The sequence below is a fragment of the Agarivorans sp. 2_MG-2023 genome, assembly GCF_030548085.1.
Taxonomy (GTDB): Bacteria; Pseudomonadota; Gammaproteobacteria; order Enterobacterales; family Celerinatantimonadaceae; genus Agarivorans.
Window position 1 is genome coordinate 308,143 of the sequence record NZ_JAUORQ010000001.1, and the last position, 12,322, is coordinate 320,464.

12 protein-coding genes are annotated in these 12,322 nt (G+C 44.9%); 8 read left to right on the top strand and 4 right to left on the bottom strand.

Features of this window, described 5'->3' with window-relative positions; all coding sequences use genetic code 11:
• The first annotated feature begins 22 nt into the window (after positions 1 to 22).
• Together Q4549_RS01355 and Q4549_RS01360 are read left to right on the top strand one after the other, a co-directional pair.
• On the top strand, positions 23 to 1,252 hold the full coding sequence (locus Q4549_RS01355) for an MFS transporter (protein ID WP_303553110.1): 1,230 nt from the start codon (positions 23 to 25) through the stop codon (positions 1,250 to 1,252).
• 214 nt (positions 1,253 to 1,466) lie between these two features.
• Positions 1,467 to 1,745, top strand: a complete 279-nt coding sequence (locus Q4549_RS01360; protein WP_303553111.1) for a DUF6356 family protein — start codon at positions 1,467 to 1,469, stop codon at positions 1,743 to 1,745.
• Between the two features lie 15 nt (positions 1,746 to 1,760).
• On the opposite strand, the gene Q4549_RS01365 is transcribed toward Q4549_RS01360, so the two are convergent.
• On the bottom strand, positions 1,761 to 2,513 hold the full coding sequence (locus tag Q4549_RS01365; RefSeq protein WP_336622626.1) for a pseudouridine synthase: 753 nt from the start codon (positions 2,511 to 2,513) through the stop codon (positions 1,761 to 1,763).
• Positions 2,514 to 2,586: 73 nt separating this feature from the next.
• Positions 2,587 to 4,200 carry a transmembrane adenylate cyclase gene (locus tag Q4549_RS01370; RefSeq protein ID WP_303553112.1) on the bottom strand — a complete coding sequence of 538 codons (1,614 nt, stop codon included), beginning with the start codon at positions 4,198 to 4,200 and terminating at the stop codon, positions 2,587 to 2,589.
• 306 nt (positions 4,201 to 4,506) lie between these two features.
• Between Q4549_RS01370 and Q4549_RS01375 the strand changes: the two genes are divergently transcribed.
• Both Q4549_RS01375 and Q4549_RS01380 read left to right on the top strand, forming a co-directional pair.
• Positions 4,507 to 5,664, top strand: a complete 1,158-nt coding sequence (locus Q4549_RS01375; protein WP_303553113.1) for an Ldh family oxidoreductase — start codon at positions 4,507 to 4,509, stop codon at positions 5,662 to 5,664.
• A gap of 135 nt (positions 5,665 to 5,799) precedes the next feature.
• Complete coding sequence (locus Q4549_RS01380) at positions 5,800 to 6,597, top strand: SDR family NAD(P)-dependent oxidoreductase (RefSeq protein WP_303553114.1); 798 nt, start codon at positions 5,800 to 5,802, stop codon at positions 6,595 to 6,597.
• A gap of 78 nt (positions 6,598 to 6,675) precedes the next feature.
• Here Q4549_RS01380 and mepA read toward each other — a convergent pair whose 3' ends face one another.
• Positions 6,676 to 7,521: a penicillin-insensitive murein endopeptidase gene (gene mepA / locus Q4549_RS01385; protein ID WP_303553115.1), complete on the bottom strand. Its 846-nt coding sequence runs from the start codon at positions 7,519 to 7,521 to the stop codon at positions 6,676 to 6,678.
• 145 nt (positions 7,522 to 7,666) lie between these two features.
• On the opposite strand from mepA, the gene Q4549_RS01390 reads away from it, so the two are divergent.
• Both Q4549_RS01390 and Q4549_RS01395 read left to right on the top strand, forming a co-directional pair.
• Positions 7,667 to 8,212 (top strand): GNAT family N-acetyltransferase, encoded by a 546-nt coding sequence (locus Q4549_RS01390; protein WP_303553116.1) that lies wholly within the window; start codon positions 7,667 to 7,669, stop codon positions 8,210 to 8,212.
• A 186-nt stretch (positions 8,213 to 8,398) separates the two neighbouring features.
• The gene (locus Q4549_RS01395) at positions 8,399 to 9,457 is read left to right on the top strand and encodes a hypothetical protein (RefSeq protein ID WP_303553117.1); all 1,059 of its coding nucleotides are present in this window, start codon (positions 8,399 to 8,401) and stop codon (positions 9,455 to 9,457) included.
• An 88-nt stretch (positions 9,458 to 9,545) separates the two neighbouring features.
• Here Q4549_RS01395 and Q4549_RS01400 read toward each other — a convergent pair whose 3' ends face one another.
• Positions 9,546 to 10,475 carry a polysaccharide lyase family 7 protein gene (locus Q4549_RS01400; RefSeq protein ID WP_303553118.1) on the bottom strand — a complete coding sequence of 310 codons (930 nt, stop codon included), beginning with the start codon at positions 10,473 to 10,475 and terminating at the stop codon, positions 9,546 to 9,548.
• A 352-nt stretch (positions 10,476 to 10,827) separates the two neighbouring features.
• Between Q4549_RS01400 and Q4549_RS01405 the strand changes: the two genes are divergently transcribed.
• Positions 10,828 to 11,256, top strand: coding sequence for a GFA family protein (locus Q4549_RS01405; RefSeq protein WP_303553119.1), 429 nt, complete (start codon positions 10,828 to 10,830; stop codon positions 11,254 to 11,256).
• 112 nt (positions 11,257 to 11,368) lie between these two features.
• On the top strand, positions 11,369 to 12,283 hold the full coding sequence (locus Q4549_RS01410) for a dienelactone hydrolase family protein (RefSeq protein WP_303553120.1): 915 nt from the start codon (positions 11,369 to 11,371) through the stop codon (positions 12,281 to 12,283).
• The last annotated feature ends 39 nt before the right edge of the window (positions 12,284 to 12,322 follow it).

Consider the following 12,322-nt stretch of genomic DNA (forward strand, 5'->3'; position numbering starts at 1 on the left):
TTTTCCCGCTTAGGAGTTATTTATGAAAACACCACGTTTCTGGGGTTTAGAAGGCTGGTACACCGCGCATTTGTGTTACGGGGTTATTCAGCTGGTGTTTATCCCGATCCTCGTCCCTACTTTTATTTATGAGCAAACTGGCAGCGCTACGCAAGTGGGCTTGGCGATGGGAATATTGGGTTTATCGGGTTTATTGGCGCCGTTACTTGGAGGCTTGGCTGACAAGTATTGTGCGCATCGAGCTGCACAGCTAATTGGATTGGCCGCCATTGCCATTGCAGCATTGCTTTTTGCTGCTTCTGGTGCAAGCTTTGCGCTGCATCTTATTGCTTCGGTTTTTCTGGGTTTAGGTTCCGCTTCCCTTCTGATGATTAACCCGGCGTTTATCGTCTCCGGGGGTTATGACGCAGAAGAGGAAGCCTCTAAGCTTACAGTACTTAATCAGGTCGCTATTGTTGGTTCATTACTGGCGGGTGTGGGTTTAGCTGCATTAACCGAGGCAGGCGTATCGTTTGAAATACGCTTTGCAGTAATGTTTGCCGTGCCTTTAGTTGCCTTAATCATTACCGCCGCCACCAATAAACAAGCTGCCTCTCGAATTAGGGTTGATCAAGTCGAACAAGGTGGAAGTGGAACCGGTGGAATTAAACAGATCGTTTTCTCTCGTTTTGGTTTAATTTTGCTGGCTATCTTTTTTGTGTCGATAGGTCAGGGAATTATTACTGGTCAATTTCCCAACTACATGGGCAAAGTGTTCGCAATACACGCTGCATCGTCGGCTATGGCTTTGTCGGTATCGGCGGTGGTGAGCTTGGTATTGTTGTCGTTTGTGGGTAAAGCCATGGCAAAAGTGGGCGGGGAGAAAGTATGGCTACTCGCAGTAGTAGTGAAAGTTTTTGTGATGCTGGGCTTAGTGGTACTAGCATTAAGCAGCAATAATGCGGCGTACTTACCTTTGGCGCTGTATGTGGCGTATTTGCAAGGCGTTACCACTGTAGATATGGTGCAACCGGCGATCGCCGCTAAAGCATCGCGAGCCGGCGCTGGCATGACTCAAGGTTTACTAATGTTTGCGATTGCCGGGGCGTATGCATTAGGCAATTTTGCTAGTGGGATAAGTGCCGATGCCTTTGGCTGGAGCTCGTTGGCCTGGTTAGTTGCTATGGTGAGCGCAATCGCATTGTTATTGGGTTTACAGTGTATGCGTGCTAAACCAATAGTTGAAATGCACCGAGCCAGTTTTAACGGCTAACCACAACTTTGCGACAATATATTTAAGCACTCATGGCGTTACGCTGTGAGTGCTTTTTTATTTTTGGCTGTTTATTAGCGGCGTTTTCTAAAGATATCGTCTTAAGTGAAATCAATTTCTGTGTTTGTCACGTATTAGCTATGTATAAGCAAACTTTTTGTCTGGTTTAAGAATTACTCTTTAACAAGGTATTAACATCAATAGAGGTTGAATTATGTGGTCACATTTAGTTCGAATTTTTAACGAGCATCCCAGTAGTGTTAACGAGAGTTATTTTCAGCACTTAATGACTGCAGGGCGTTTTTCTTTGCGGCTATTTTTTGCAGCAATTGTGTGTTTAGTTCACGCTATATTGCCCTTTGCTTTTGTTAAAACGGGCAGCCAACAGATTCAGGCTTTACACGACAGCATGCTAAAAAACCGCCAAGCGAACGCATCAAGTCACACACCTGATAGTGAAACTCAGGTAAACAGTTTCAATTTTGAAATCTAGCCCGTTGAGTAAACTTTACTTCTCGCTTTCCACCTGTTTAATGCAGGCTACCTCTGCTGAGCTTAGCTCTCGCCAACTGCTAGGCTCAACGTTAAGACAAATATCAGCAATTTGTTGTCGGTGTAAGGCGGTCACGCGATTGCCAACTGCCGCAAGCATTCGTTTCACTTGATGAAACTTGCCTTCACTAATACTCAGTAAGATTTGTTTATCTGATATCAGCTTTACCACCGCAGGGCGAGTGGGTTGTGGTTCACCTTGCAGTTGTAGGCCAGTTTCTAAGGCTTGAATGGCTTGTGGAGTTAGCGGTTTACTTAGGTTCACCCGATAAACCTTAAGGCAGCGCTGCTCTGGCCGAGTGATAGAAAATGACCAGCGGCCATTGTCGGTGGCTAATACTAAACCAGTAGTGTCGACGTCTAATCTTCCTGCTATATGCAGTTGGTCATCTAAGGGGAGGCCTACCGCGGTGAAAACCGAGGGGTAAGCTTCATCAACATTAGAGCATACACATCTGGCCGGCTTGTTAATCATTATATAGCGAGAAGGGCGAGCAAAGAGTTGCTTGCCAGCCAAACTAATATGGTTGTTTTCATGTACCTGTGTATTTATATGCAAAACACATTGCTGGTTTACGTGTACTAGGCCTTTTTCTATCACTTCCCTGGCTTGTAGCAGGCCTAGCGAAGTGCTTTTACAAATAAACTTATCTAGGCGCATAAATAGATAGAGGGTGAGTTGAAGAAAATAGCTCGCGAGTGTAACCAAATACACTGCTTTTGAATACCATTAAGCCCAGCAAAGCTGGGCTTAATGGTATTCAAACAGGCTTTGCTTGGGCTTATAAGCGGTCTAATGAGGCAAGCATTTGCTGCTTAAGTTTAGGGCAAACAATATAGGCGCTAAGATACAGTTCTCTGGCTTGCTTAAAGTCAGGGCAAAGTTCTAGCACCTTTAAGTAAGCCGATTTTGCTTGTGCATATTCGCCTTTTTCTAAGTGCAGAATGGTTCTTAACAATGGTTGCCAGTAAAGTTGGCTTAAAGAGAATTGATCTAAAGCTTTTAGGGCCTGATCAAAATCTTGTTCAGAATAAAAGTAGAGTATGTCGGCTAAAGCAAACCACGGTGGGCGGAACGGATTCAGCGCTTTAGAGCTCGCTAGTAAAGCTCGGCCTTGATTAAATTCACCGGCTAAACACAATGCCCAACCCGCTAAACCCACTTGATAAGCCGCATTAGGGTTAAGCTCTACCACTTTGTTTACCGCGGCAATTAAACCTTGTTGATCACCATTGCTTTGGTAAGCCATGGCTAAGGCCATTTGACACTCAGGGTTATTAGCCTCTAACTCAACCGCTTTACGCGCGCAGTCAAAGCCCAGTTCAACTGCATTAGGAATACTGGCCATTGCTAGTCGGTCGGCATCTATGTACAGCACCGCTAACATTGCCCAAGCAAGGGCAAATTCGGGCTCTTGTTGGGTGGCCTGTTGCAGCGCTGCTAAAGCGGGCTGATAGTGCTCTTTGTTCAGCGTCATTAAATAATGGCGGTAACGCAAGGTGGCTTCGTAAGTGGATAATTGCTCAACTTTTTTATGGTTGCAGCTTTGGTAAATCTCGCGATGAATAATGCCAAAGCTAGAGGCGAGTTCTGCCACTATCTCGGCAATAATTTGGTCCTGTGCGTCAAACAAATCTTGAGTAGACATATCACAGGTGTATTTTTCTGCCCAAATTTGTTGGCCAGTGTCTGCGCGATATAAACGAGCGTGGATGCGCATTTTATCGTTTAGCGCGCGCATGGTGCCGGTGGCAATAAAAGATACGTTTAGCTCTTTCCCTACTTGGCTAATGTCGGCAGCAGTTTTTATGTCGAAGTTGGTATCGCCCATGGCATACATAGACACCACGTTTAAACTGTCGAAACGAGACAGTTCGGTGGCAAGCTCCTCACCAAAGCCGTCGGCAAAAAACTGTTGCTGATCATCGGCTGCTAAAGACAAAAATGGCAACACCGTTAGGCTAGGGCTTAAGCTCTCTGCCTTATTCGTAACTGGCGTTTGTGCAGTAGGTTCAGGTGAAAGGTCTTCTTCACTGCGTAGTTTAAAACTAGGGGCATAACGGCCTTTAGGGATATTGATGTACAGGGCATCATTAACACCTGCGGTAAAATAATAGGTATCTAAAGAGCGACGCACTCGACCCGCTTGAATACGTACAATGGGGTCTGATTGGTGATCAAAATCAACGCCTCGGTCAAAGATCTCAATGGCAATGGTGAACTGCTTAAGGCGGTCGCCATTACCCTGCAAAGTTTGCTCAACCAAAAAGCTGAGCAACTCTTTCATTTTTGGACTTTGCTCAAATACGCTGCTTTCAATAATTCGTTCTAGCTGCTCGCGTATTAGTATCTGATGCTGCTGATTCGCTACATCTAAACTTTTGCCGTTTGCCACTGTTTATCACCTGTTTCTTATTATGCTGAGTTCATTCTGCCATTAATAGGCGCCTAAAAGTAGCACCTTGCTTAGCAAAGCCTTTGCTAACAATAGCTTAGTTACTGTTTAGGGAATCGTTGTCTGCTGTTACTTATTGTTACCTAAAAACACCTTTAAATGATCACCTTTAAGTGTTTGTTTATATGTGATTTTTAATCTATTCCGGCTTGGATCCAGTGTGTAACTTCGAGATTTCTAGCCATTGAGTAAACTGGCTTTCGTCAAACAAATACACATTGTTTTTAGCTAATAGAGAGACAGATTATGAGCACACAAGTTCAAACCAAATCAGTTAATGCGGGTTTCATGGAGTTTTCTTTAAAGCGCGTATGGCAAGCAACGGGTGCCAGTGAGGAACACGCAAACGCAGTGGCTAGCGCATTAATGACCGGCATACGCCAAGGTAAATTGAATCAAGGCCTAGGCGTGTACGAAGCGATTGATTTAACCTTTCAAGCTGGCGAGTTAGACATAAAGGCTGAACCAGAAGTTGTAGAAGAAGGTGACAGCTGGGCAGTGATTGATGGTAAACGCTCTAGTGGTTACTGGACAGTAACCAAAATGGCAGAACTGGCGATTGCTAAAGCTAAAAAACACGGTATTGCCATTGTATTTGGCGGCAACCATAACGACGCCGGTAGTTTTGGCTCGTATGCTTGGATGGCTCATCAACATAATATGTTTGCTCAAACGTCTAACAACAGTGTACCGATGAATTCTCCATATGGCGGAATGGGCAATGTGCTATCTGTTCCACCATTTGATGCCATTGCCCCGTCGGGTAAAGAAGCGCCCGTTTGGACCAGCGTTAAGTTGTGTGAATGGTACGACGGCCACACCGCTCAAGCGGTATTACAAGGCACCAAAGTACCAAGCAATACAGTGATTGACCCAAACACCGGTGAACTAGGTCACGATTTAGCGCCTTATGCGCGACCTGTAGAAGGTTATGGCCGAGTATTTGACCAATCTTGTTACCAAAACTTGACCGACCCTAGAGTGTATTCACTAAACCTGTGGAACGAAGCACTAACGGCAATTATTAACCCATTAGGGGTGATTGCGCCTGAAATGCCAACACTGACTGATTACTTAAATGGCGACGCCGACAAACCATCAGTAGGGGGGAGCTATTACATCGCTATCGACCCAAGCCACTTTGGGCCAATTGGTGAGGTACTGGCTAAGGCCGATCGCTTTACTCAAGCGGTGCAACAAACTCAGCCATTACCAGGAAAAGGCGCTCCACGTATGCCTGGGCAAAAAGGTTATTACAGCCTTAAAGCACAAACCGAAGAAGTGGAAGTACTTGCTAGCCATTGGACACCGTTCTTTGAACAAACGGCAGCGAAATACGGCTTAAATGAAGCGAAATTACGTGAAGAGTACGCATTATTAGTTGCTGAAGACGCAACAGTGTAAACCCATTAATAACAGTCTCGTACGAGAGCTTAAATACAGTCGAGGGATAGATTGAGGAGCGCAGGGAGCGCTTCGTTTTAAGTCCTTAATTGAAGACTATTTGCATTTAGTTTCAATTGATATCAGAGGATTATTATGACGCTTACAGGTAAAGTCTCCATTGTAACGGGCGCAACAAAAATGAAAGGTTTAGGCAGAGCAATTGCGTTAAAACTGGCTAAACAGGGCGCTAAAATAGCCTTAACCGGACGAAGTAGTTCAGCAGAAGGCTTGCAGCTGGTGGTTGATGACCTGACTGCCCAAGGTGCTGAAGTAATCAGTGTGATTGTTGACGTCTCTCAGCAAGCTGAGGTGAATACAGCAGTTCAGCGAGTGATAGATCATTACGGCAGCGTAGATATTTTGGTTAATAACGCCGGTGTTGGTGCTGGCTCTCCAGTGTTTCTAGAGAACCAAAGTAAAGATTGGGATGCCAATTATGCGGTAAATGTAAAAGGCACCATGGCAATGTGTGCAGCCGTACTGCCGCATATGGTGCGTCAAGGCGCTGGGGCTATTGTAAACATTGCTTCATTAGCCGGTTTAGGTGCCTTATCGGGTATGCCTTATCCCTATACGGCAACCAAATTTGCCTTAGTGGGTATTACCAAGGAACTCGCGCTTGAATACGCAAACAAAGGAGTGAGAGTAAACGTAGTGTGCCCCGGCGCTATCGCAACCGACATGTTACAGCAAGCTTATGAGGGTTTAGCGGAAGCAGAAGGCATAAGCATTGAAGAGGCCGCTAAACTTGAGAATGCAGGTATTGCGATGGGGCGCCCAGCTGAGCCGAGTGAAATCGCAGATACCGTAAGTTATTTAGCGAGCCCAGCCGCCAGCTATGTAACGGGGGTAGCGATGCCGGTTGGTGGCGGAATGTTACCGGGTTTGTAGTTAGCCATTTAAGGCCGTAATTAGAAGCGAAGTATCGATTAAGGGCTTCGCTTCTTTGGTTATTTAGTCCAAGCTCTTTTATTGCTTTGCTTGTAAATTTTGCACCAAGGGCTCGCAGGGTAGCGGTTTTACTTTTAACGGCTTTGGTTTTTTAGCGGGCTTAAGAGTAGGGGCATTACTGAGTTGGGTTTTCCACCAATCTAACTCGTCACAGCCATGGCCTTTGGCAATCGGCTTCTGATTTTTACACTGTTTATCGCCAGCAGGACACACTAGTCGCACATGCATATGCGAAGTATGCCCCCACCAAGGGCGAATTTTTTGCAGCCAATCGTCTTGCTCGGTACGCTGATTACAGAGCTGCTCTTTAATCACTGGGCTGACAAAAATACGCGCAACTCGCTCATCTTGAGCGGCAACTTTAAGCATGGTTCTATGCTCACCCTTCCAGTTGCTTTTATTAATGGTTAGCTGTTTTTTGTCTACTACGCTTACCGCATATGGTTTAGCCAGTTGCTTAGTGCTGAGTGTATCGTTTTCAAGTTTGAGCCAAATGTCTACGTCTAAGCCAATTTGATGGCTGCTATGGCCAAAATTAAACTGGCCGCCGCGTGGCATAGACATATCACCCACCAAAATATTGTTGATACCTTGTTGTTTCAGTTGTTTGGCGTAATCACTGATGAAGTTCACCAAATTGGGATGCCCATAGTAGCGCTGGCGTTGGCTACGAATAACTTGATAACCTTCGCCCTCAAGCGGTAACGCTTGTGCACCGGCTAAACAACCATTTGCATAAGAACCAATTGCAGCAGCGGGTGCTTTATAGGTGCTGGTGGCTGCTTCCCACGGGTTGTTTTGCGCAAGTGTTGGTTTGCAAGTTAGCAATATGAGTAGTGAAACAATCACCTTTAACAATTTCATTTAGCACCTTTATTCCTTAACATTGATAGCAACTATCCGCTTAAACAAATCTATCACTTAGTGTAGCGGGCATGGCGTTGGTCGGGTGAGAATATTCAATGAAGGGCTTGTACAAAGAAGCGGTGAAGATAACTAGGAGTATGTTGTGAGCAATGCGCCTATACCAAACTTGAGTATTTACAGTACCAAGCGACTCTATGTGGAAGCTGCTGATACCGCTTACATTGCAACAAACAAACCTTTGCTTATGTTGCGCGCTGTGGAGTTACTCACTCCAGCTGTAACCAGTGAGTTGCCGCCTTATTTTCAGAACGTAACCGACTTAGGTAAGGCTGAGCAGTGGTTAACACAGGTGAGCCAAGGCAGTCGCTTGTTTGTGGTAACGAAAATGAGTGACCAACAGATGATTGGTTTTATGTTTGTTTACCCTGATGACCAAAGCCGCGCGCATTTAGGATACTTACTGGGTGAAAATTATTGGCGGCAAGGTTTTGCGCTAGAACTGCTAGAGGGGTTTATTACTTGGGCGGAGCAGGAGCGAAAATTTACTACTGTTATTGCAGGCGTAAGCCAAGATAATACTCCCTCTCAAAGGTTACTAAATAAGCTAGGATTTTCCACGCAAGGCGGTGCAGATAACACTGCTCAGTTTTATCACTATCATTTAAGAAATAGCGAAAATAGACAATAAAACGGCTCGGGTCACTACGATCTTCGCCAAAATGTACTGAACATGGCTTAAAAGCGCCTGTTTTCTATTCATTCGGTCGTTTTGCTGATATTACTTTGGTTTATAGGTTAGGCTAGCGCTTCGCCCAATAGCAGCTAAGCTGCTGTTTTACATATTTATTTAAGTATTTACTAAACTTTAAAGCCAATGCCTATCTATTCTGTTCGATCTCTTATTCAATCAACCCTCACTGTTTGTTGTTTATCGCTAAGCCTTAGTGCTTTAGTCACTGTTGCTCCGGTTAGCGCAAAAACCTTGCTTAAGCCCAGTGCAGATAGTTACTTCTCTATTACTGGGGGCAGTGGTATTACCCATCTAGATGACGGCGCAACAGAAGAACAAGAGAAGCAACAATTCCGCTCTTTTGATATTCGTTTTGGCCAGCATTTTCATCGTAACTGGCGGGTCGATTTAATTCACGCCAATGAAGGCCACCCATATAACCATCATCGAGATGGGTTTTCTGCTCACGCTACCTATGTGTATGTGCCTTCAGATGCTTTTCGCTTAGAAGTGGGTGCTGGCCCGTATATGTCTTTCGACACAACAGTGGATGAAACAGGCTTAGAGTTAAATGAAAAAAGGGTAGGGGCGATGAGTACATTGGCCTTTATCTACCCCTTAAAGCGCTTTAGCGATAGCGCGCATTTGCGCTTGCAGTTAAACAGTTATCTTATGTCTGCACGACCAAACGGCAACTCCTTATTGATTGGTGTGGGTTGGGATATCGATAATTCAGATTACCAGCCAAGAGAAGCACGCTATCGCTGGGTTGATGATGTTTGGGCCTCAGTGATGAATGTAAAAATTAACCATGGCGGACCTGAAACCAAGGTGGGTTATAGCGTAGATATGGCCAAGCGCTTCCATAACAACCTCGCCTTATCACTGGGTTACATTGATGAGGGTGGCTACAACGGCGCAACAGACCGTAGCGGATTTACCACACAGCTATGGAAAATTATTCCTTTGGGTAACAACTTTGAAGGCCGAATGGGCGGTGGTGGTTACTTTGTCGTGGATAAGGTTGAACACACCAGCGCTTATGATTTGAAAGGCATTGTGAGCTTTGGTGCTAATTACTACCCGCATTGGTCATTTTTCGAAGATGGTTACTTTGGGGTGAGTATTAGTCGGGTGATTGACCGGAAAGGCCACCAAGATGATGCCGACTTATTCCGCTTTAGTGTGGGTAAACGTTTCTAGCGCTCATTATGGCCGAATAGAAAAAAGCGCATTGAAAGTTTAACTTCAACGCGCTTTTTTATTTGGTTGTATAGCTACAATGTTGTGTTTATTTAGCCGCGCCGTGAGTGACGTCTAAGCTGTAAAACGTTGCTTGAACGTAGTCTTCTGGCTCACCAGAGCGGTTTTGATTGTATACACCCGCTTTGAAATACATCCATTGGTCTTCTAAGCCGTAGCCAGAATTTTGCATATCTACTTTTTGCACTACATCGGCTTTGCCTTCACGGCTAATCGTTACCGTCATATCAGCGCCGTTAATGTCAATTTCGTAAGAGAATTTCTCGCCTAAAGCGATACCGTCATCATATGACTTAGCGATGTCTTTATCTTTTTGTTTCCAGTAATTTGGTTTAGTTGGGCCAATCATTGGGAAGGTAATATCATCGCCACCATTTGGCTCGTGGCTTATCCATACTGAACCCGTTTCATGGTTAGGCAGTTTACGGTAGTAAATTTTAACTGGCTCATCATCGGGTGCGTGAATTTGACCAATAATAACCCGGCCTTGTTGCCAAATTTCACCGGTAGAGGTTACGTGGTCAACAGACAGAGTCGCTTTTAAGTTACCATCCACACCTGCTGCATTTTTCAATGAATCTACTGACTCGTTGTGACCAAATACCCAGTTGTTACCGTTAACGCCCTTTGTTTTGTGGCTGGTGTTGCCGCAACGCATCATTTCACGAAGCTCTGAGCGAACATACTTCGTGTTTTTAGAGGTTTTTATCCCTTGAACAGGAGAACGGAAAACAACGCCATCTTTTGCTTCATTTACGTAAAAGTAATCAGCGTGCATCGCGCCTTTAGCGATCTCTTTTTCACTGAATTCAGTAGGGCGATCGCCATTGTCTAAAGACACTGGCAACGTTACTTTCCAACAAGATAGGTCTAGCACCTCTGCTGGCGTGGTATTGGCAGCGGCTACACTAGTGCTTAAAGCTCCTAGCATCATAACAGCAAGAGTTTTTACTTTCATAAGCTCACCTTCAACTACTTAGATTGATATTTTGTACTACAATAACACCAAGATACCTCTGGTTAAAAACCGAGGTCAATGAGAGCTTGTGCTAAATGAGACATCAAACTGTCTTGATTCAAATTATCAGCGTTTAATTGAGTTGATGTATCAAACTCAAAGCTACGCTCTAGGCTTGAAATAACGTTGTTAAGCCCAGTACCGAAACACTATTAGCAGCATTTGTTAGCGCCATAGCGTCGTTCGGCTAAGGTATTTAAAGTTTTTGGGGAGAAGCATATAGCCACTGCTGCCTCAGTAATACTCGCTACACTTAGCGTAGTTCAGTAGGCAAGGAAACCAAGGGGGATGTATGCAAGAAACCGATATAGAGGGGAGCTGTTTATGTGGAGAGGTGAGCTACCAAATAAACGACAATTTAGGCATTTTTCAATACTGTCATTGCTCTCGATGTCGCAAATTTACTGGTAGTGCCCATGCTGCTAATTTGTTTGTATTGCCCAGCCAATTTCGGTGGTTGGCCGGTGAAGACAAGGTTCAGCGCTATCAACCTGAGCACACTAAGTACTTTGCTACTGCCTTTTGTCGCACTTGTGGTTCGTCTTTGCCTTGGCTCGCGAAAACTGGAAAAACTATGGTGATCCCAGCCGGTACCTTAGATCAGCACCCCAACATAGAACCGATTCAGAATATTTTTTGTGCCCACAAGGCACCTTGGTTTGTCGACAGCCAGCAGCTTCCGCAATTTGCTGCATTACCACCGCGTAAACCCAAAGCATAAATGGATATTGGGTCACTTAACTTAGGTGATCGAAGTGATAGTTTGTAAAGTAATACTAAGTACTTTTAATTGAGCTAAAGTAATACATTAAACCAAAGGGTAGGAGCAAGTAATGGAAACACCAATGACAGGACAGCAACACAGCAAACCACAGTATGCCATTCCTCAAGAGGCCTTTGATTGGTACGACGAGTATGCTCATGGCCTTATTGACCGCCGTACTTTTTTAGCGCGCTTATCTAAATTGGCGGCTGTGGGGTTTTCTATGGCGGTGTTGTCGTCAGCCTTGTTACCTAATTACGCCTTGGCAGAACAAGTATCGTTTAACGACCCAGAAATAAAAGCACAGTTTGCGACTTTTGATTCCCCCAAAGGGTATGGAGAAGGGCGTGGCTATTTAGTGATGCCTACCAATTTGGAAGGAAGCGCACCGGTGGTCTTGGTTATTCATGAAAACCGAGGGCTTAATCCTTATGTTAAAGATGTCGCGCGACGTTTAGCGAAAGATGGTTTTATCGCCTTTGCACCAGACGCGTTACATAGTTTAGGCGGCTACCCTGGCAATGATGATGAAGGGCGCAGTATGCAAAAATCTTTAGACCGCGCCAAAATTGAACAAGACTTTTTAGCTGCCGCCAGTTTTCTAAAAAGTCATTCTGCCAGCAACGGCAAGCTGGGTGCAGTTGGTTTTTGTTTTGGTGGTTATGTGGTGAACATGCTGGCTGCGCGCATGGGCACCGAGCTTAATGCAGGTGTACCGTTCTACGGCACCCCTGCAGCAAAAGAGTTAAGAGCCAACATTAAAGCGCCGCTGCAGATTCAGTTAGCTGAGTTAGATAAACGGGTAAACGCTACTTGGCCTGAGTACGAGCAAGACTTAAGGGCCAATAACGTCGACTTTGACATGCATATGTACGCGCAAGCCAATCATGGATTTCATAATGACTCCACAGGCCGTTATGACAAAGACAATGCTGAGCTAGCGTGGAACAGAACCATCGCTTTCTTTAAACAGCATTTAGCTTAATTAGTCCCATCTAGGGCTTTGCTTATTGATGCCAGCAAA